The following is an 18,334-nucleotide window of genomic DNA, read 5'->3' on the forward strand; positions in this document are numbered from 1 at the left end:
ATGCGGACCCGCGCAGAGAGGTCGGTCGCAGTCACTGCATCCAGCTTCACGCCGCGTCCAGCCCCGGCGTCGCGAAGCTAGGGCGCGGCGGCTGCGGCCGATGCCGTCGGCATCGCGCCCCTGTTCGGCGTCGTAACGCGCTGCTCGGACTTCGCCGCGACGACGCTGCTGGCCTCAAACCTCGCACGATAGACCAGCACGTTCTCGATCACGCGCTGGACGTAGTTGCGCGTCTCCGACAGCGGGATGCGCTCGACCCAGTCGATCGGATCGACCTTGGGATCCCTGGGGTCGCCGCGCGCCTGCACCCATTCGCGCACGCGGCCCCGGCCGGCATTGTAGCCGGCGAAGGTCATGATCTGGTTGCCGCGGTATTCCGACATCAGCGCACTGAGCTCGGCCGCGCCCATCTGCGTGTTGTAGACGGGATCGGAGACCATCTTGTCCCAGTCATAGGTCAGGCCGAAGCGCTTTGCGGTGTCGCGGCCCGCTTCCGGCGTCACCTGCATCAGCCCGACTGCGTTGGCGGCCGATTTGTCGCGCTGGTCGAACGAGCTTTCGGTGCGCGCCACCGAATAGATCACGCTGGGATCGATCGTGGGCGCCACCTGCTTATGTTCAGGGATGCCGATGGTCGGGAAGGCGTAGTGATCGAGCGCGAGCCCGCGCGCCAGCGCCGACTTGCCGACCTCCAGCATCACGCGCGCATCGTTGCGCCGGCCGGCGAGCTCGCCGAGCGCTTCCAGTGCGGCGACGTCGGTGCTCTCCTTGGCAAAATCCTCGGCGAAGTAAAACACCATGTCGCGCTCACCGACGCCGTAGAGCATGTCGGCGGCGCGCACGCGCTCGTCCGCGGGCGGCGCGTCGACTGCTGCCAGCACGGGCGAGGGCGCACGCAGCTCGATGCGGTCGAGACCGAGCCTGGCGCGCGCGAGCTGGCCGTAATAGGCGGTCGGATAGCGCGCCGCCGCCTGATAGCTCAGGCGCGCATCGGCCGGTGCGTTCATTGCCTCGGCCGCGCGGCCGCGCCAATAATGCGCGCGCGACAGCGCGATCGGATTGGCGGAGCCTTCGTCGATCGCGGCGAAATGCGTCATCGCCGCCTTGGGATCATCGAGATAGCGCAGCGCGATCCAGCCGCACATGAAGTGATAGTCGGCGCGATAGACCTCCATCGCGGGCACGGCTGCCGAGCGCACCAAATCATAGGCGGTTTTGAACTTGCCCTGGTCGAGCAGCTTTCGCGCGAGCAGGCGGCGCTCGCGCCACCAGGCGTCGGTGTCTTGCGCCGCCATCGTATCGGGCGCGGCGGCCAGGATCACCTCGGCCGCGTCGTCGATGCGGTCATTCTGGAGATGCCATTGCGCGCGGCACAGCACATAGCCGAGGTCGCGGCGCGCCTCGGCCGAAATGTCCTCCAGGTAATCCTTGGCCTTGCTAGCCTTGCCGGTGACTGCGGCGCAGGCCTTGACGATCGCGAGCGCATCCTCGCCGAGCCGCTTGGCTGCGCGCCGCGCCCCCGCATAGTCCTTGGCGCCGAGCCGCTTGTCCATGCGGGCGCGATGATCCTCGGCGGTCAGGAGATCGCGGAACGCTTGGTAGGAATCCTCCTCACTGCGCTCGGACAATTCGTCCGTGCGCCAGGCATCGCGCACGAGACGCGCGGCCCTGTCGCTGTCGCCCTCGGTCATCAGCACGCGGGCGAGCGCGAACTTGCCCTTGGCGCTGGTCGGCCGGTCCATCGTGAATTTGTGCACGGTCGCCGCGTTGGCCTTCTCCTGCCACAGCCGCGCCTCGGCGCGGCGGCGGAGCAGCGCGCTGCTCGGCCAGTCCGGATTGGCGGCGAGGAAGGCGGCGTAGCGCTTGAAATTCGCCGTGCTTTCGGAATGGCGCAGCATAAACCAGTCGGCGAGTTTCTGTCCGGCCGGGTCGGCAATGCGGTCGCGCGCCGCGCTGGCGTCCTCGGTCTTGCCCTTCCGCGCGAGATCGATGGCATCCTTCAGCGCGGCGAGATCGCCAGTCAGCGGCGGGGCTGCCGGCTTGTCCGAGGGCGCGTCGTCCTGCTTCTTCGACTTGCGCTTGGCCTCGGCATGCTTGCCGTGCCGCGCCTTGCCCGCGGAGGCGTGGCGCTGCTTGCCGGTTTTCGCCTCATGCGTCTTCTTCGGCGCGGACGATTTGTGACCGCTCTTCGCTGCCAGCTCTGTAGGGATGAAGGCCAAAGCGGCCACGGCAACGACACACGCGAGCGAGCGTAGGCACTGGTTCATTCCGTGGTCCCCCTGCGAAACCAGTACAAACCAAAGTCCGCGACGAGATGCGGCTCGAGAATCAAAACGGCGTCAAAATGGTGACACGACGTCGTTTCGCATCCTGAAGCTGTTCCAACAATGCGGCGAAATACGGATGGAGCCAGGGAACCTGTGCAACGGCGGGGCGAGCGGGTCTCTTAACCTTCATTAACGAATACGGCTCGCGCGACGGTTGCGGCGGTTCAGGACGCCTCGAAGCGGCCAAATTGCGCGTATTCCCGGCGGCAAATCCGTTGTATTGGGTTCCAAAGCCTTTCCCCTTCAGCCCATTGTCCCGCGCCCATGCCGATTTTCAACCAGTCGATCCGGCGCAAGATCGTCGGGATTGCGCTCGGCCTCATCATCCTGATGGTCGTCACCGCGATCCTGTCGATGGTGATGTCCAGCCGCGTCGGCCATCTTCTGGATGAGCTGACCGCGCGGTATATTCCGGCTTACGGCCACCTGGCGCGGTCCAATGTGCGTTCGCTGGAGCGGGCGCTGGCGATGCGGCGCATGGTGATCGCCAAAATGCAAACGCCGCCGGACGAAGAGGGCTTTGCGGCGCGGCTGAAGATCTTCAGGGAAACGGACGCCCAGGTCGAGCAGGAGGCCGAAGCCGCGCGAAAGCTGATCAACGCGATCATCGACGATGAGAGCACACCGTCGGACAACGCGGCACTCGCCCGGATCGAGACGCGCATCGAGAATGCAGTCAAGGAGCTTCGCCGCGAACTCGACGAGGAGGACGCCAAGCTGCTCCGGCTGCTCGATGCCAAGGACTTTGCGGCCACGCGCGACGTGCTCGTCCATGTGGACGCGCTCCGCGATCTCTTCACCCAGCGGATCGATGCGATCCGCGCCGAGATGCTCTCGCAGGTGTTCGTGAGCACCGCGCAGGTGATCCGCCATCAGCGCCAGGCGATCATCGTCTCGGGCATCGTGACCATCCTCGCGGCGATCGTCGGACTTGCCTTTGCGATCATGGTCTCCACCGGGATCACGCGACCGGTCCGGCTCTTGCTGGCCGGCACCCGCGAAGTCGAGGCGGGCCGCTTCGACAAGACCATCAGTGTCTCGACGCAGGACGAGATTGGCGAACTCGCCTCCGCCTTCAATCGCATGGTCGAGCAATTGCGCCAGAACGAGCGCATCCGCGAGACCTTTGGCCGCTACATCGATCCCAAGGTGGTGCAGGGGCTGATTGACCGGCCGGAGGTCGCCGTCGACGGCCAGCGCCGGGTGATGACCATCATGTTCTGCGACATGAGCGGCTTCACCGCGATGAGCGAGGGCATGACCCCGCGCGGCCTGGTCAAGGTGATGAACCACTATTTTACCGTCATGTCCGGTCCGATCAGGAGCAACCGCGGCATCATCGACAAATATATCGGCGACGCCATCATGGCCTATTGGGGCCCTCCCTTCATCGAGGAGGAAGAGCCGGCGCTGCTCGCAGGCCTTGCTGCGATCGAAATGGCCGATCAGGTGCCCGCGCTGCAGAAGCAATTGCCGGATCTGCTCGGCATCCGCGCCATGCCCGGGCTTTGCGATCTGCGGATCGGCATCGCCACCGGCGAGGTCCTGACCGGCAGCATCGGCTCCGAGCTGATGATGAGCTTCACCGTGATGGGCGACGCCGTGAACCTCGCCTCACGACTGGAGGCCGTCAACAAGACCTATGGCACCCGTATCCTGATCTCGCAGGCGACGGCGGACGCGATCGGCTCGCACCTCGGATTGCGCGAGGTCGACCGTCTTGCGGTCGCCGGCCAGAGCGCGCCGCAAACGATCTTCGAGGTGATGGGCCGGGCAGGCGCACTCACGGCCGCGCATGAGAGCCTGCGTTCTCACTACGCCGAAGGCCTCGCCGCCTATCGCGCCCGCCGCTTCGACGAGGCCCGCGCGGGCTTCAACGCGGCACTTGAAGCCGTCCCAGGCGACGGCCCCTCGCGGGCAATGCTTGCTCGTATCACGCGGTTCGAGGCCCATCCGCCGGACGAGGGCTGGGACGGCGCCTGGCGGTTGGAGCAGAAATAGTCGGCCGCGCGGGAAAAATTGATTCTACTCGATAACGATGTTCGCAGTGACCTATTTCCCGGGCTTAGGTTTGGTGTCCTTGAGGCGTTTGATGGGGACACGCCGATGACAGAACTTGAGAACAGGCTCGAACGGTTCGAGACGCTCACCGCCGAATGCGAGCTGATCGCCAGGCTCGCCACCGACAGCACCAAGCGTGAGTTTTATCTGAAGCTCTCGGAGCGGTATCGCCAGCTGGCGGTGGACATGCGGCAGGCCATAGCGAGCCAAGCTGCGGCCTGACGCCGGCAATCCGTTCTTAACACTTGGCGCGCATCCTCAATGCAGATGCGGGGACGCCTCCGGTGATTTCCCGCTGTGGTAATGCCGGGGCTCGCTGCGGTGCAGCGCGCGTCGCGAGATTGTTTTGTCGTGCCTAGCAGGGCGATCCCATGCGCCTTTTTGCGGTCATCATGTTTGGACTCATGACGGCAGCCTGCAACCAGGAGCAGGAGATCACCGGCTCGACCCCGGTCTGCGCGATGCGGAACTACACTTCCTTCAATCCCCGCGACATGACCCAGTGCGTTGCCGCCTGCAAGGCGTGCGACCACGGCAACACGGTCACCTGCAGCACGTCGTGCACGCTCAAGGGCGCCCGCTGAGCGGCTCCGCCTCCTGGTTCGGGGCCGATGGTGTCTCGACGGTGTTTTGGCACCGGAACGATTCACATGGATCAATCATTGAAGGGATGGCAGGACGCGGAGTCCTTTGGAATGGGTATGCTCGATCCCGGTCGGTTCCTGGTGTCATGCTCTCACTGCGCAGCCTGGCCGATGGCCGCCAATGTAAGACGTTCGAGCTGGTCGGCTTCGCCGAACGAGGTCCGCTTCGTTTGCCCGCGCTGCCGCCGCGAGGAGACCGCGATCATCTCCGCCTCCGGCGAGTTGACGCCGATCCGGCGCGTCGACGTCCCGCCGCGCGACGTCACCGCGGCCTGGGCTCAGGCCCAGCGCCCAAGAGGGCGAGCGTAGCCCGCCGTTTAAGGAGAAGAGGGCCGAGCGCAGCCAGCTGAGGGCAAGAGGGCGCGCGTCACCATCCGTCGGGACCTCTGATGAGGCGGTTGGAACTGCCGCGGGAGGTGATCCAAGCAGGTGCAAATGTGCTAGGATCGTCGGCATGAGTTCATCCATGCCCCGTCCAATCCTGCCGCCCCTCGGCGACCGTTTCCGCCTTAACCCGGTCGCGGCGCGCCTTGCGCCGCTGTTCGGCTTCGCGCTGCTGATCGTGTCATGCGCGCTGGCAAGCTTTGCATTCGCCTGTGCCACGCCGTTTGCGGCTTGCGCGGTTGTCGCCGCCGCCATGCTGCCGCTGCGTCCGGCGCTGCTCGTCGTCACCGGCGCCTGGCTGGTGAACCAGGGCATCGGCTTCGGCGCGCTGCACTATCCGATCGACCCCAGCACTATCGCCTGGGGCTTCGTCATCGGCGCTGCTGCGCTGCTATCGACCGCAGCAGCATCGACGGTCCTCCGTAGGCTGCCGCGAGGCCGCACGCCACTGATGCTTGCGATTGCATTCGTTGCCGCCTACGCGGTCTATGAGTTCGCGCTGCTTGCCGCGACGCCGGTCCTGGGCGGCGAGGGCGCCTTCACCGCCGCCATCGTGACCCGGATCGGGCTGACCAGCGCCATCTGGCTCGCCGGCCTCGTCGCCGTCTGTGAGATCGTCCGTCTGGCCGATCCGTTCGGGCGCGCGATGCGGAACGCCTGAGCGCCAACCAAGGCACTGAAGTCCGGTCATGCCGATAACCGGACCTTTGCCCAGCGCTGCAAGGCGACCGCTGTCCAAACCGTCTCGACAAACCCGAACGGCCAGGCGCCCTGGAGAAAGCCATAGACCCCGCTGAACGCGCAGGCTGCCGCGAAGGCCAGCACGAAATGCGGTCCGCGCGGCTCAAGCGCGTAAAACAGCAGCATCGCACTGACCGACAGCACTCCGAAGATTGTGATTGCGTCCATCAGCCGGCCGGAGGCTTCGGCTTCTTGGCGACACCGAGGGTGTGGACGACGGCGGGCCCCATAACCGGCCACAGCGCGGCCGTCGCGGTCAGAACGGTCGCGGCGCACATTGCAGCCAGCACGGACGATCGGATTTTCAAGCCGCGCGTCCGCGATCGACAGACGATCCAGACCCAGGCGCAGACCACGACGGCGATGGACAGTTTCGTCATCAGCCCGTGCGCATGGTCGAGCACCGCGATCAGGCTGCCCACGCTGGCGAGCACGACAGCGGGTACCCTGCGCCCTCTTGGACAAGAGGGTGAAGCGACGAAGCAAAGCTCGGGCGGAATCAGCCGCGAGAACGCGAAGCGTGTCTGCAAGTTGAATCTGCATTGGCGGATGGCGATTGCTGCCCCTTGCTCCGTCATTGCGAGCGCAGCGAAGCGATCCAGAGTCTTTCCGCGGAGGATTCTGGATTGCTTCCGCCTTCGCTAAAGCTTCGGCGGACAAGTCGCTCCGCTCGCAAAGACGATGTGGAGAGAGTGTGCACAACACTTCGATCTGTGGCCTGGACGCAGCGCCCTTGCGGCGCGTCCGGACAGGCGGGGAGATGATGAAGCGCCGACTCACCTTGGCTGCGCCTCGTCGTCGCGCCGAAGTTGCAACGCAGGCACGCACCGGAAACTTGAAGTTGTGGGATTGTCCTCCCGCCGGGGGTATCGCAGTAAGCTCGATCGTGTCCTCACGGCCACGATTGTGCCGTCCGTGCAACACTCGTCACGGATTTAACCATCTTCTCTGTCCGTTCGCATCGACGCCGCTTTTTGGCCACACCCGAACATGAATAAAATCACTCGAATATTTTAGCGGCAGCGGTGATCCTGGAAGACGACGGAAATCCCCAAGGTCGATTCAAAAGGTCGATTCAAATCTTGGCTCTGATTTTTCGGGTCTGAAAGGGTTGGCCGGGGAAACTGGTTTGCGATGGACGCGAAGAGCAACATCAAGCAGAGGCTGCCGAGCCGTCACGTGACGGAAGGTCCTGCGCGCGCGCCCCATCGCTCCTACCTCTACGCCATGGGTCTGACCACCGACCAGATCCACCAGCCCTTCGTCGGCGTCGCCTCGTGCTGGAACGAGGCCGCGCCCTGCAACATCTCCCTGATGCGCCAGGCGCAGGCGGTGAAGAAGGGCGTCGCAGCCGCCGGCGGCACGCCGCGCGAGTTCTGCACCATCACCGTGACCGACGGCATCGCCATGGGGCATGACGGCATGCGCTCCTCGCTGCCGTCGCGCGAATGCATCGCCGATTCCGTCGAATTGACGATCCGCGGCCACGCCTATGACGCTCTCGTTGGCCTGGCCGGCTGCGACAAGTCGCTGCCGGGCATGATGATGGCGATGGTCCGTCTCAACGTGCCCTCGATCTTCATCTATGGCGGCTCGATCCTGCCCGGCAATTTCCGGGGCCAGCAGGTGACCGTGCAGGACATGTTCGAAGCCGTCGGCAAGCACTCGGTCGGCGCAATGTCGGACGAGGACCTCGACGAGATCGAGCGCGTGGCGTGCCCCTCGGCGGGTGCCTGCGGCGCGCAGTTCACCGCCAACACGATGGCGACCGTCTCCGAGGCGATCGGGCTGGCCTTGCCGTACTCGGCCGGTGCTCCGGCACCCTATGAAATTCGCGACGCCTTCTGCATGACCGCGGGCGAGCAGGTCATGGAGCTGATCGCCCAAAACATCCGGCCACGCGACATCGTCACCCTCAAGGCGCTGGAGAATGCCGCCGCCGTGGTCGCCGCGTCCGGTGGCTCGACTAATGCTGCACTGCACCTGCCGGCAATCGCGCACGAGTGCGGCATCAAGTTCGACCTGTTCGACGTCGCCGAAATCTTCAAAAAGACACCGTACGTCGCGGATTTGAAGCCAGGCGGCCGTTATGTCGCCAAAGACATGTTTGAAGTAGGTGGCATACCGCTTCTGATGAAGACGCTGCTCGACAACGGATTTCTCCACGGTGACTGCATGACCGTCACCGGTCGAACGATCGCCGAAAACCTCAAAAGCGTGAAGTGGAATCCGCACCAGGACGTGGTGCACCCGGCAGACAAGCCCATCACCGTCACCGGCGGTGTGGTCGGTCTGAAGGGCAATCTGGCGCCAGAAGGTGCGATCGTGAAAGTCGCGGGAATGTCCAACCTCAGGTTCACCGGTCCGGCCAGGTGCTTCGACCGTGAGGAGGATGCTTTCGAGGCCGTCCAGAAGCGCACCTACCGCGAAGGCGAAGTCATCGTGATCCGCTACGAGGGGCCGAAGGGCGGTCCCGGCATGCGGGAAATGCTCCAGACCACCGCGGCGCTGACCGGCCAGGGCATGGGCGGCAAGATCGCGCTCATCACCGACGGCCGCTTCTCCGGCGCCACCCGCGGCTTCTGTATCGGCCATGTCGGGCCGGAAGCCGCCATCGGCGGCCCGATCGGGTTGCTGGAGGACGGCGATATCATCGAGATCGACGCGGTCGCCGGTACCCTTAACGTAAAATTGAGCGACCAGGAGCTTGCCCAACGCAAGACCAAATGGACCGCTCGCGCGACTAACCACACGACGGGCGCGCTCTGGAAATATGCTCAGCAGGTTGGACCAGCGGTCGGTGGGGCAGTGACCCATCCGGGCGGCGCGCACGAGAAACAGTGCTATGCGGACATCTAGGCGTACCATCGTTGCATTTGTGTTGGGGGCTACTGCGCTGGCCGCGCCGGCGCTCGCCTTTGACGGCGCACCCGTCAGCCAGAAGGATGCGACCATCCCGGTGGTCACGACCTTGCCGGGCGCAGCAGGCAAGGTGCGCAATGTACCGCCAGTCGTGCCCCAGGAAACCTCGCTCAGCGCCCTGCAATATGCCGCGGAGGGTGGCCACCCCATCGCGCAGTGGAAGCTTGGCCGCATGTACGCCAATGGCGACGGCGTCGCCCAGGACGATGTGCGTGCGTTCGAGTATTTCACCCGCATCGCCAACGCGCACGCCGAAGACAGCCCGTCCGCGCCGCAGGCGCAGATCGTCGCCAACGCCTTTGTGGCGCTCGGCCGCTATTATCTCAGCGGCATCCCGAATTCGAAGGTCAAGCCGGACCAGGAGCGGGCGCGGGAGATGTTTTCCTATGCCGCGTCCTATTTCGGCAATGCGGATGCGCAATACGATCTCGCCCGCCTGTACCTGAAGACGCCGGACGCTTCGCGCGAGGATTTCCGCTACGGCGCGCGCTGGCTTGGGCTCGCCGCGCAGAAGGGCCAGCACGAGGCCCAGGCGCTGCTCGGCCAGATGCTGTTCAACGGCGACCGCCTGCCGCGGCAGGCCGCCCGCGGCCTGATGTGGCTGACGCTGGCGCGCGACAGCGCAGGCAGCGACGAGACCTGGATCAAGGAAAACTACAACCGCGCCTTCGCAAAGGCCTCCGACGACGATCGCGCCATGTGCCTGCAGATGCTGGAGCAATGGGTGCAGGGTCGACGGGAGTGATGGGTTGAGGCGGCCTCACGCCGCCTCAAGATCGAGATCCGCCCACACCGGCACGTGGTCCGACGGCTTCTCCCAGCTGCGCACATAGCTGTCGATGCCGACATTGGCGAGCCGGTCGCTGGCCTGTGGCGACAGCAGAAGATGGTCGATCCGCAGGCCGTGGTTCTTCTGCCAGGCGCCGGCCTGGTAGTCCCAGAAAGTGTAGAGCCCGGGCTCGTCGGTGACGGCCCGAAGCGCATCGGTCAGGCCGAGGCCGAGCAGGGACTGAAAACTCTCCCGCGTCTCGGCCTTGAACAGGGCGTCCTCGGTCCAGGCGGCGGGATTATGGACGTCCCGGGCATGCGGGATGACGTTGAAGTCGCCTGCGAGGATCAGCGGCTCCTCGGTCTTGAGGCGCTCCTTCGAATACTCAAGAAGCCGCGACATCCATTTGAGCTTGTAGGGATATTTCTCGGTGCCGACCGGATTGCCGTTGGGCAGATAGAGGCAGGCGATGCGCAGCACGCCGGACTTGAGCGTCACCACGCCTTCGAGGAAGCGGGCATGGGCGTCCTCGTCGTCGCCGGCCAGCCCCGACTTGGTCTCGTCGAACCGGAGCTTGGAGAGCAGGGCGACACCGTTGAACGTCTTCTGGCCGTGGGTGACCACGTTGTAGCCGAGCGCCTCGATCTCCAGCCGCGGGAAGGCTTCGTCGACGCATTTGATCTCCTGGAGGCAGACGATGTCCGGCTGGCACTCCTTCAGCCAGGTCAGGAGGAGATCGATGCGCTGCCGGACCGAGTTCACGTTCCAGGTGGCTATTCTGATGGGCATCTTGGCGGCTCCGGGCAGGGGCCATGGTTAGAACAAAATGCAAACGCGCCCGTCAAGGACGCTGCGAAATCTCCCACAAAATTAACCCGGCTTAAGTCGGGCCTGGGCCATTGATCGTGGAAAGGTTTTTCGAATGGGACGGCCGAACAAAGCCATGAAGCCAACCGAGCCCCGCGACGGGTTGATCGGCGCGTTCCTGTACTGGCTCGGCGGCTACGAGATCGAGGACGGCCTGACCGCCGGTCTCAGCGACCGCGAGCTGAGCCGCATCCGCGCCAAGCAGATCGACGCGGTGATACGCCTGATCCCCGTGACGATGGCCGTCGCCATGCTCAACGTCGCCGTTGTGCTGATTTTGTTCTGGGGTCGTGGCTGGAACGACTTTCTCGCGATCTGGGGCATGACCCTCGCGACCGCCGCCTCGCTCGCGGTGCGCGCGTGGCGGCGCTCCCACCAAAGCCCGCCTCAGGAAGCCTCACCCCGCGCCGCGCGGCAGATGTTGCGGCAGGCGTTCTTCCTCGCCGCAATCTGGGGCACGCTGCCGGTCGCGCTGTTCAGCCGCATCGAGCCGACCAGTCAGCTCATTCTGGCCTGCCTTATGGTCGGCATGATGTCCGGCGGTGCCTTCACGCTCTCGACCTTCCCGCGTGCGGGCCTTGTCTATCTCGCGACGACGACGATCGCCTGCGCCGGTGCGTTGCTGTTATGCGGCACCGGGCCTTACCTCGTGACCGCCGTGTTCCTGCTGCTGTTCGCGTTCTTCATGGCGCGCAACATCGTCTCGCAAGGCAATCTGTTCCTTGGCAATCTCAAGGCCCAGCTTGAGCTCGAGCGCCAGACCGAGATCATCTCGCTGTTGCTGAAAGATTTTCAGGAGAACGCCAGCGACTGGCTGTGGCAGACCGACGCCGAAGGGCATTTCGTCGACGTGCCCGAGCGCTTCGCCGCGGTCGCACAGCTGCCACTGCCCTTGCTGAAGGGCTCGCATTTCGCCGACGTGCTCGACATGCTGTGCCCCGAAGACAAGAGCGCGGCCTACAATGTCGTCGGCCTGATGGAGCACGCCGAACCGCTGCACGAGATGAACCTCAAGGTCGTCGCCGGCGGCGAGGCGCGGCTGTGGTCGCTCACCGCGAAGCCGGCCTACGACCGCGACGGTCAATTCCTCGGCTATCGCGGCTTCGGCCGCGACGTGACCGAGCGCTGGCGCGCGGAAAAGGCCGAGGCCGAGAGCCGCGCCAAATCGGATTTCCTCGCGGTGATGAGCCACGAGATCCGCACGCCGATGAACGGCGTGCTCGGGCTTGCCAGCATGCTTCTGGAGACAAAACTCGATCCGGAGCAGCACGAGGCCGTCACCACGATCCGCGAGTCCGGCGACAATCTCCAGCGCATCCTCAACGACATCCTGGACCTCTCCAAGCTCGAGGCCGGACGCTTCGCATTCGAGGTGATCGACTTCGCGCCGCAGGCGCTGGTAGAGACATTGGCGACCGTCGTGCGCGCGAGTGCCAAGAGCAAGGGGCTCGCGGTCAAGGTCAAGCTCGATCCGAACCTGCCGCCGACGCTGCGCGGCGATGTCGCGCGTATCCGCCAGGTCCTGCACAACCTCGCATCCAACGCGGTGAAGTTCACCGACCAAGGCGAAGTCACGATCGCAGCCGTCTGTCAGGCCCGCCGCGATCTGCTCGCCACCGTCGAATGGAGCGTGACCGACAGCGGTATCGGCATCGCCCCCGAGAAGCTTGGCCAGCTCTTCTCCGACTTCGCGCAGGCCGACGCCTCGATCAGCCGCCGCTTCGGCGGGACCGGGCTTGGGCTTGCGATCTCCCGGCGCATCATCGAACAGATGGGCGGCACCATCGGCGTCACCTCGACGCCGGGCGAGGGCTCGACATTCAGCTTCACGCTGGTGCTGCCCTGGAGCCAGGAGCAGGCGTCCGACTACATTGCCGACCGCGACGAAGCCGACGACCTCAAGGCGCGTATCGCGAGTCTCGACCGACCGCTGAGGGTGCTGGTCGCCGAGGACGACGCCGTCAACCGCATGGTCGTGAGCAAGATGCTTGGCGCCTTCGATGTCGAGTTGCGCGTCGTGACCGACGGTGTTGACGCCGTCGCGGCCATGTCCCAAGGCGAATACGATATCGTGCTGATGGACGTGCGGATGCCCGACATGGACGGCCTTGCCGCAACCCGGGCGATCCGTGCGCAAGGTGGCCGATTCAGATCCTTGCCGATCATCGCGCTCACCGCCAATGCCTTCCCCGAGGACGTCAAGATCTGCCGCGAGGCCGGCATGTCGGACTTCCTGGCCAAGCCGCTACGCAAACCCGCGCTGCTGGCGGCGCTGCTGCGCGCGCTCGATGGACATGTGATGGCGGGAGACGCACCACTTCAGCCGGAGCTCATGTCGGTCGACGTGGAGTGGACGGACGAGGAAAGGCAGATGACCGGCGCCTAGCCGGCGACGTCAGATCGAGAAGCTGGTCCCGCAGCCGCAGGACGCCGTGGCGTTCGGATTGTTGACGCGGAACGAGGCGCCGATCAGATCGTCGACGAAATCGACCTGCGACCCCGCCAGGAACGGCTGCGAGGCGGAATCGACCAGCACCACCGCATTGTCCTGCTCGATCACGAGATCGTCGTCAGTGCGGGCACGGTCAATGTCGAACTTGTACTGGAAGCCGGAACAGCCTCCGCCCTCGACCGAGATCCGCAGCATCGCGCCAGACCCTTCGCCCTTGAGGATCTCCCCAATCCGGCGTGCGGCCTTGTCACTGATGGTCACGTCAGTCGTCATCGTTCGTCTCCGATAGGCCCGCGGTCACACCAAGGTCACCTGAAGGTCACGTGCCCTATTCAGTTGGTATCCCGCGTCCGGCATAGTTAAGTGCCACCATACGCAGAATCAAATGGATAGAGACTAAATTCGCCGTGTCCGTCGGAATGGCTGCCCCCCACGCGCCCTATGCCTGCGATCCCGAGCGCAGTCGCGGCCGATTGGTCGCGGAACCGCCAAGCCGGACCCGCAGCCCGTTTCGACGGGATTGCGACCGGGTGATCCATTCCACCGCGTTCCGCCGGCTGAAATACAAGACCCAGGTGTTCGTGTTCCACGAGGGCGACCACTACCGCACCCGGCTGACCCATTCGCTGGAGGTGGCGCAGATCGCCCGCGCGCTGGCCCGGCAGCTCGGGCTGGACGAGGACCTCACGGAAACCCTGGCGCTCGCCCACGATCTCGGCCATCCGCCGTTCGGGCACGCCGGCGAGCGGGCGCTGGACGCCTGCCTGAAGGATTTTGGCGGCTTCGATCACAACGCCCAGACGCTCCGCGTCGTTGCGGCCCTGGAACAGCGCTATCCCGAATTCGACGGGCTCAACCTGACCTGGGAAGCGCTGGAGGGCATCGTCAAGCACAACGGCCCGCTGACCGATCGCAGCGGTGCGCCGGCCGGGCGTTATCGCGAGCGCGGCGTTCCCGTCGGCATCGCCGACTACATCAAGATCTATGATCTCGAATTGTGGAGTTTCGCCTCGCTGGAGGCACAGGTCGCCGCGATCGCGGACGACATCGCCTATGATGCCCACGATATCGACGACGGTCTGCGCGCCGGCCTGTTTCACCTCGACGACCTCAAGGTGATGCCGCTGACCGCGGAGATCATCGCCGAGACTTCTGCGCATTACCCCGATCTCGAAGACGTCAGGCGCGGCGCCGAGCTGGTGCGCGAGCTGATCTCACACTTGATCGGTGCCGTGTTCGCCGAGGCCCAGATAAACCTTACCGCCGTGAAACCGCAATCCGCACAGGACGTGCGCCAGCAGAGCCGGGCATTGATCGCATTCCCCGCAGCGGTCGCCGAGGAGGAGGCCGCCATCAAGCGCTTTCTCTATCAGCACATGTACCGCCACAAGCGGGTCATGCGGGTGATGGGCGAGGCGGAACAGATCCTGTTCGACCTGTTCGCAAAATACCTCACCTCGCCCGGCGAGCTGCCGCCGGAATGGCTGGTCGGGGCGGAGGCGGACAATGAGGGCGACCGGGCCCGCCGGATCGGGAATTTCATTGCCGGAATGACCGACCGTTTCGCCCTGACCGAGCACCAGCGGCTCTTTGACTCGACCCCGGATTTGCGTTAGGCGGCGCCCATGCCCGACACATCCTCAGCACTGCACCTGTTCGCCGACGTGCTCGCACGCGTGCACGCGGTCTGCCGCGCGCTCGCGGCGGAAGCCAACTGGCCCGAGGGCATCGATTTCTCGCGCGTGGTGGTCGAGCCGCCGCGCGATGCTTCCCATGGCGACATGGCGACCAACGCAGCCATGGTGCTTGCGAAAGAGGCAAAGGCAAAGCCGCGCGACCTCGCCGAGCAGATCGCCGAACAGCTGCGCGCGGACCCGTTGATCGCCAAGGTCGACGTCGCAGGTCCAGGCTTCATCAACCTGACGCTGGAGCCGGCCGCATGGGCCGAGGCGCTACGGACCGTGCTGCGCGAGGGCGCCGATTACGGCCGCGTCCGCGGCGGCTCCAAGGTCAACGTCGAATATGTCTCCGCCAACCCCACCGGACCGATGCATGTCGGCCATTGCCGCGGCGCCGTGTTCGGCGATGCGCTGGCGAGCCTGCTTGAATTCGCAGGCCGTGACGTCACGCGCGAATATTACATCAACGACGCCGGCGCGCAGGTCGACGTGCTCGCCCGCTCCGCGTTCCTCCGGTATCGCGAGGCGCTCGGCGAAGACATCGGCGCGATGCCGGAAGGCCTTTATCCCGGCGACTATCTGAAGCCGGTCGGGCAGGCGCTGGCGCAGGAGCACGGCGACAAGCTCCTCGCCGTGAGCGAGGGCGCGTGGCTACCGACGGTGCGCGCCAAGGCGATCGCGATGATGATGGACGAGATCAAGGATGATCTCGCCGCGCTCAACATCCGCCACGACGTGTTCTTCTCCGAGCGCTCGCTACAGAACGCCGGCAACAACAAGGTCGCCGAGACCATCGATTTCCTGCGCGCCAAGGGCGACGTCTACCAGGGCCGTCTGCCGCCCCCAAGGGGGCTCCGACCGAGGATTGGGAAGATCGCGAGCAGTTGCTGTTCAAGGCGACCGCCTATGGCGACGACGTCGATCGCCCGCTGATCAAGTCGGATAATTCCTACACCTACTTCGCCGCCGACATCGCCTACCACAAGAACAAGTTCGATCGTGGTTTCGCGGAGATGATCGACGTCTGGGGCGCCGACCATGGCGGCTACATCAAGCGCATGCAGGCGGCGGTGAAGGCGACCACCTCCGGCAAGGGGGCGCTCGACGTCAAGATCGTCCAGCTGGTGAAGTTGCTGCGCAACGGCGAGCCGGTGAAAATGTCCAAGCGGAGCGGGGACTTCGTCACCTTGCGTGAGGTGGTGGATGAAGTCGGCCAGGACGCCGTCCGCTTCATGATGCTCTACCGCAAGAACGACGCGGTGCTCGACTTCGACCTCGCCAAGGTCATGGAACAGTCGCGCGACAACCCGGTGTTCTACGTGCAGTACGGCCACGCCCGCGGCCACTCGATCTTCCGCAACGCCCGGGCCGAGGTGTTCCCGGAACTCCCGGAGGAAACGGAAAAGCGCATCGCCTGGCTGGGTGAGTCGGCGGTGGAACGGCTGTCGGACCCGGCTGAACTCGACCTTCTTAAGCGGCTCGCAATATTTCCGCGCATGCTGGAAGCGGCCGCAACCGCCCACGAGCCGCACCGAATTGCCTTCTATCTCTATGATTTAGCCAGCGAATTTCATGCACTTTGGACGAAGGGGCGCGATTTGCCCTATTTACGCTTCATTATCAATAATGATGCAGATCTAACGAAGGCGCGGCTGGCCATGGTCCAGGGCGTCGTCTCTGTCCTGGCATCGGGCCTCGCCATCCTCGGCGTCCATGCTCCGGACGAGATGCGGTAGTTTGGGGCGAACTACTTAAGGGATTTCGGGGGTAACCGGCAGAAGCCGGATCGCTTAGACTTGGTTGAAAGCCTTGTGGGTCGAAAGCCGCGCCTTGGTCGAGGGCGCGCGGCTTTCCCGAAGGGACGCATCATCACGATGGCCGAACGATATCAGGACAGACCGTTTCCTTCCGATGACTATCGCGGTGGCGATCAGCATGGGAGGGCGGAGAGCGGTGATCCCTTGGCCGAACTTGCCCGCCTGATCGGGCAGACCGATCCGTTCGCAGCGCAAGGGCGGCCGGGCGTGCACCCGCCTGCAGCACCTGCGCCTGCCCAGAGCTATCAGGACGACGACTATCGCCAGGACGATGGCCAGCAGGACTATGCCGAGCAGGCCCCGCCGCCGCCCGGGCCACCCTCATGGATGCGGCGCGCCAATGTGCAGCCGCAGACGGTGCCAGCTGAGCCTGCCTATCCCGCTTCCGTAAACCCGGTTCATCCACTGCATCGTTATTCAGCCCAGCCGACTGCGCCCGAGCCTGAACCTGATTATCGTCAGCCGCAGGCCTATCCGGATCAGGCCTATCAAGCTCGCACCCATCAGGGGCAGGCCTATCAGGATCAGGCATATCAGCAGCCCGATCAGGCTTACCAGGAGCAAGCCCACCAGCAGCCCGATCCGGCGCGCTACGACGAGGCGCTCTACGGACGGCTGGAGGCGGGCGAGCAGGACTATCAGCGCGATCCCGCCTATCCCGACGATCCTTACGCGTTCCAGAGCGACTATCCCGAGGCCGATCTCGACGAGCCGAAGAAGCAGCGCGGCGGCATGATGACCGTCGCGGCGATCCTGGCCCTTGCCGTGGTCGGGACCGGCGCTGCGTTCGCTTACAAGACCTATGTGGGCTCGCCCCGCAGCGGCGAGCCGCCGATCATCAAGGCCGACAACACGCCGACCAAAATCGTGCCGGCGCCGTCGGACTCCTCGGCCAAGGTACCGGACCGCATGGTCACCGGAGATGGCGCCGAGAAGATCGTGCCGCGCGAGGAGGCGCCTGTCGACGTCAACGCCAAGGCGGGAGGTCCCCGCGTGGTGTTCCCGGCGCTGAACCAGAACGCGAACCCGCCGCCAGTCGCGAGCGTGTCGCCGTCCAGCATTCCGCTGTCGAGTGCGGGCCCGAATCCGAGCAACGGCACGCTGCCGAACAATTCGCCGCGCGCGATCAGGACCGTGGCCGTGAAGGGCGATCAGACCGACGCCACCGCGTCGCAAGCGGCCACGGCCGCGAAGCCGACAGCTCTCCCGAAGCCCGTTGCGGCACCAGCTGCACCACGCACGCCGCCGACCTCGGCCAATGCCAGTGCCAATCAGCCGCTCTCGCTTGCGCCGCAATCGGCGCCGGCCGCGGAGCCACCGCAGCGGATGGCTGCGACCAATCCGACGCAAATTGCGCCCGCGAGCAGCGGTGGCGGCGGCTACGTCGTGCAGGTCTCCTCGCAGCAGACCGAGGATAGCGCCCACGCCTCGTACCGGGTGCTTCAGAGCAAGTACGGCAGCGTGCTTGGCTCCCGCGCACCCGTGGTCAAGCGGGTCGACCTGACCGACAAGGGCAAGGGAATCGTCTACCGCGCCTTCGCTGGGCCGTACGGATCGCTCGAAGAGGCGAACCAGGCCTGCAACAGTTTGAAATCCGCTGGCCTGTCTGCCTGCTTCGTCCAGAGGAATTAACGGCCGTTTCCTTGACCCTCTCGCGGGTCAGGGTTAATC

Annotated in this window: 15 protein-coding genes and 1 pseudogene; 10 read left to right on the forward strand and 6 right to left on the reverse strand. The window is 65.1% G+C overall.

Translation table 11 applies throughout. The features are described 5' to 3' along the window. Positions 1-77: 77 nt before the first annotated feature. Complete coding sequence (locus AB3L03_RS36585) at positions 78-2,267, reverse strand: transglycosylase SLT domain-containing protein (protein ID WP_368508000.1); 2,190 nt, start codon at positions 2,265-2,267, stop codon at positions 78-80. Positions 2,268-2,591: 324 nt separating this feature from the next. On the opposite strand from AB3L03_RS36585, the gene AB3L03_RS36590 reads away from it, so the two are divergent. From AB3L03_RS36590 to AB3L03_RS36600, 3 genes are all read left to right on the forward strand, one after another. After that, the gene (locus tag AB3L03_RS36590) at positions 2,592-4,328 is read left to right on the forward strand and encodes an adenylate/guanylate cyclase domain-containing protein (protein WP_018458045.1); all 1,737 of its coding nucleotides are present in this window, start codon (positions 2,592-2,594) and stop codon (positions 4,326-4,328) included. A 105-nt stretch (positions 4,329-4,433) separates the two neighbouring features. Then, positions 4,434-4,610: a hypothetical protein gene (locus tag AB3L03_RS36595; protein ID WP_018458044.1), complete on the forward strand. Its 177-nt coding sequence runs from the start codon at positions 4,434-4,436 to the stop codon at positions 4,608-4,610. 149 nt (positions 4,611-4,759) lie between these two features. After that, positions 4,760-4,972: a hypothetical protein gene (locus AB3L03_RS36600; protein ID WP_018458043.1), complete on the forward strand. Its 213-nt coding sequence runs from the start codon at positions 4,760-4,762 to the stop codon at positions 4,970-4,972. 152 nt (positions 4,973-5,124) lie between these two features. Here AB3L03_RS36600 and AB3L03_RS36605 read toward each other — a convergent pair whose 3' ends face one another. Then, positions 5,125-5,298: a hypothetical protein gene (locus AB3L03_RS36605; RefSeq protein WP_018458042.1), complete on the reverse strand. Its 174-nt coding sequence runs from the start codon at positions 5,296-5,298 to the stop codon at positions 5,125-5,127. A 200-nt stretch (positions 5,299-5,498) separates the two neighbouring features. On the opposite strand from AB3L03_RS36605, the gene AB3L03_RS36610 reads away from it, so the two are divergent. Then, entirely contained in the window at positions 5,499-6,077 is a 579-nt protein-coding gene (locus AB3L03_RS36610; protein ID WP_204511293.1) for a hypothetical protein, read from the forward strand. A 26-nt stretch (positions 6,078-6,103) separates the two neighbouring features. Here the strand turns inward: AB3L03_RS36610 and AB3L03_RS36615 are convergent, their stop codons facing one another. Continuing rightward, complete coding sequence (locus AB3L03_RS36615; protein ID WP_018458040.1) at positions 6,104-6,325, reverse strand: hypothetical protein; 222 nt, start codon at positions 6,323-6,325, stop codon at positions 6,104-6,106. Further along, entirely contained in the window at positions 6,325-6,591 is a 267-nt protein-coding gene (locus AB3L03_RS36620) for a hypothetical protein (RefSeq protein ID WP_204511292.1), read from the reverse strand. The genes AB3L03_RS36615 and AB3L03_RS36620 overlap by 1 nt, the downstream gene beginning before the upstream one ends. A 700-nt stretch (positions 6,592-7,291) precedes the next feature. On the opposite strand from AB3L03_RS36620, the gene ilvD reads away from it, so the two are divergent. Continuing rightward, the gene (gene ilvD / locus AB3L03_RS36625) at positions 7,292-9,016 is read left to right on the forward strand and encodes a dihydroxy-acid dehydratase (RefSeq protein WP_027518135.1); all 1,725 of its coding nucleotides are present in this window, start codon (positions 7,292-7,294) and stop codon (positions 9,014-9,016) included. Beyond that, positions 9,003-9,824, forward strand: coding sequence for a tetratricopeptide repeat protein (locus tag AB3L03_RS36630; RefSeq protein WP_007590646.1), 822 nt, complete (start codon positions 9,003-9,005; stop codon positions 9,822-9,824). Before ilvD ends, AB3L03_RS36630 begins: the two co-directional genes overlap by 14 nt. A 15-nt stretch (positions 9,825-9,839) precedes the next feature. Here AB3L03_RS36630 and xth read toward each other — a convergent pair whose 3' ends face one another. Next, a complete protein-coding gene (gene xth / locus AB3L03_RS36635) occupies positions 9,840-10,637 on the reverse strand; it encodes an exodeoxyribonuclease III (RefSeq protein ID WP_007610740.1) in 798 nt (265 codons plus the stop codon). Positions 10,638-10,770: 133 nt separating this feature from the next. On the opposite strand from xth, the gene AB3L03_RS36640 reads away from it, so the two are divergent. Beyond that, positions 10,771-13,101 carry an ATP-binding protein gene (locus AB3L03_RS36640; protein WP_368508001.1) on the forward strand — a complete coding sequence of 777 codons (2,331 nt, stop codon included), beginning with the start codon at positions 10,771-10,773 and terminating at the stop codon, positions 13,099-13,101. A 9-nt stretch (positions 13,102-13,110) separates the two neighbouring features. Here AB3L03_RS36640 and erpA read toward each other — a convergent pair whose 3' ends face one another. Continuing rightward, positions 13,111-13,440, reverse strand: coding sequence for an iron-sulfur cluster insertion protein ErpA (gene erpA, locus AB3L03_RS36645; RefSeq protein ID WP_007610737.1), 330 nt, complete (start codon positions 13,438-13,440; stop codon positions 13,111-13,113). 134 nt (positions 13,441-13,574) lie between these two features. Between erpA and AB3L03_RS36650 the strand changes: the two genes are divergently transcribed. The 3 genes and pseudogenes from AB3L03_RS36650 (at position 13,575) to AB3L03_RS36660 (ending at position 18,295) form a co-directional block, all read left to right on the forward strand. After that, positions 13,575-14,783: a deoxyguanosinetriphosphate triphosphohydrolase gene (locus tag AB3L03_RS36650; protein ID WP_085362127.1), complete on the forward strand. Its 1,209-nt coding sequence runs from the start codon at positions 13,575-13,577 to the stop codon at positions 14,781-14,783. A gap of 9 nt (positions 14,784-14,792) precedes the next feature. Continuing rightward, positions 14,793-16,582 (forward strand): annotated as a pseudogene (argS, locus tag AB3L03_RS36655) (arginine--tRNA ligase). 138 nt (positions 16,583-16,720) lie between these two features. Then, positions 16,721-18,295 (forward strand): SPOR domain-containing protein, encoded by a 1,575-nt coding sequence (locus AB3L03_RS36660; RefSeq protein WP_247296838.1) that lies wholly within the window; start codon positions 16,721-16,723, stop codon positions 18,293-18,295. Positions 18,296-18,334 lie beyond the last annotated feature (39 nt).

Source organism: Bradyrhizobium lupini, assembly GCF_040939785.1.
In the GTDB taxonomy this organism is placed as follows: Bacteria; Pseudomonadota; Alphaproteobacteria; order Rhizobiales; family Xanthobacteraceae; genus Bradyrhizobium; species Bradyrhizobium canariense_D.

What these genes read in the sequence shown, in the direction of transcription:
- AB3L03_RS36595 (WP_018458044.1), top strand. Translation starts at nt 4,434, where the DNA reads ATGACAGAACTTGAGAACAGGCTCGAACGGTTCGAGACGCTCACCGCC.
- AB3L03_RS36610 (WP_204511293.1), top strand. Translation starts at nt 5,499, where the DNA reads ATGCCCCGTCCAATCCTGCCGCCCCTCGGCGACCGTTTCCGCCTTAAC.
- ilvD (WP_027518135.1), top strand. Translation starts at nt 7,292, where the DNA reads ATGGACGCGAAGAGCAACATCAAGCAGAGGCTGCCGAGCCGTCACGTG.
- AB3L03_RS36630 (WP_007590646.1), top strand. Translation starts at nt 9,003, where the DNA reads ATGCGGACATCTAGGCGTACCATCGTTGCATTTGTGTTGGGGGCTACT.
- erpA (WP_007610737.1), bottom strand. Translation starts at nt 13,440, where the DNA reads ATGACGACTGACGTGACCATCAGTGACAAGGCCGCACGCCGGATTGGG.
- AB3L03_RS36615 (WP_018458040.1), bottom strand. Translation starts at nt 6,325, where the DNA reads ATGGACGCAATCACAATCTTCGGAGTGCTGTCGGTCAGTGCGATGCTG.
- AB3L03_RS36600 (WP_018458043.1), top strand. Translation starts at nt 4,760, where the DNA reads ATGCGCCTTTTTGCGGTCATCATGTTTGGACTCATGACGGCAGCCTGC.
- AB3L03_RS36590 (WP_018458045.1), top strand. Translation starts at nt 2,592, where the DNA reads ATGCCGATTTTCAACCAGTCGATCCGGCGCAAGATCGTCGGGATTGCG.
- AB3L03_RS36640 (WP_368508001.1), top strand. Translation starts at nt 10,771, where the DNA reads ATGGGACGGCCGAACAAAGCCATGAAGCCAACCGAGCCCCGCGACGGG.
- xth (WP_007610740.1), bottom strand. Translation starts at nt 10,637, where the DNA reads ATGCCCATCAGAATAGCCACCTGGAACGTGAACTCGGTCCGGCAGCGC.
- AB3L03_RS36660 (WP_247296838.1), top strand. Translation starts at nt 16,721, where the DNA reads ATGGCCGAACGATATCAGGACAGACCGTTTCCTTCCGATGACTATCGC.
- AB3L03_RS36585 (WP_368508000.1), bottom strand. Translation starts at nt 2,267, where the DNA reads ATGAACCAGTGCCTACGCTCGCTCGCGTGTGTCGTTGCCGTGGCCGCT.